Origin of the sequence: Escherichia sp. WS1450, assembly GCF_046487395.1 — a bacterium.
In the GTDB taxonomy this organism is placed as follows: Bacteria; Pseudomonadota; Gammaproteobacteria; order Enterobacterales; family Enterobacteriaceae; genus Escherichia; species Escherichia coli.
Map to the genome: position 1 here is coordinate 1 of NZ_JBJQJO010000143.1, position 799 is coordinate 799.

General features: G+C 53.2%; 1 pseudogene. It reads right to left on the reverse strand.

The features are described 5' to 3' along the window. Nucleotides 1-690, reverse strand: a pseudogene (locus tag ACJHYR_RS27985) (transposase); the annotation flags it as partial. Between the last annotated feature and the right edge of the window lie 109 nt (nt 691-799).

The window sequence follows — 799 nt, forward strand, 5'->3', positions numbered from 1 at the left end:
GCAGTTTTTCTCCGTTATCACAGCGGAACTCGAACCCGTCAGAGCACCATCGTTGATTGCTTTCTTTCACGGCCACTTTGCCAGTATGTGCCCGTTTCGATGGCGGTACAGAGGTTTTTCGCTCAAGCAACAGCGCATTCTGGCGCATGATCCGGTAAACACGTTTGGCATTGATCGCAGGCATACCATCAAGTTCTGTTTGTCTGCGAAGCAGCGCCCATATCCGACGATAACCATATGTGGGTAGCTCTCCGATAACATGGTGTATACGGCGAAGCACATCCGTATCATCCGTGTGACGGCTGCGGCGTCCGTCCTTCCAGTCATCGGCTCGTCTGAGAATGACGTGCAACTGCGCACGCGACACCCGGAGACAACGGCTGACGAAGCTTACTCCCCATCCCCGGGCAATAAGGGCGCGTGCGCTATCCACTTTTTTGCTCGCCCATATTCAACGGCTTCTTTAAGGAGTTCATTTTCCATCGTTTTTTTGCCGAGCAGACGCTGGAGTTCTTTAATCTGCTTCATGGCGGCAGCAAGTTCAGAGGCAGGAACGACCTGTTCTCCGGCAGCCACAGCAGTAAGACTTCCCTCCTGGTATTGCTTACGCCAGAGAAATAGCTGGCTGGCTGCCACACCATGTTGCCGGGCAACAAGGGAGACCGTCATTCCCGGTTCAAAACTCTGCTGTGAACCGCCCCGGAAATCCTGGAGACTAAACTCCCTGAGAAAGAGGTAAACAGGATGACTAAAAATACTCGTTTTTCCCCCGAAGTCCGTCAGCGGGCGATTCGTATGG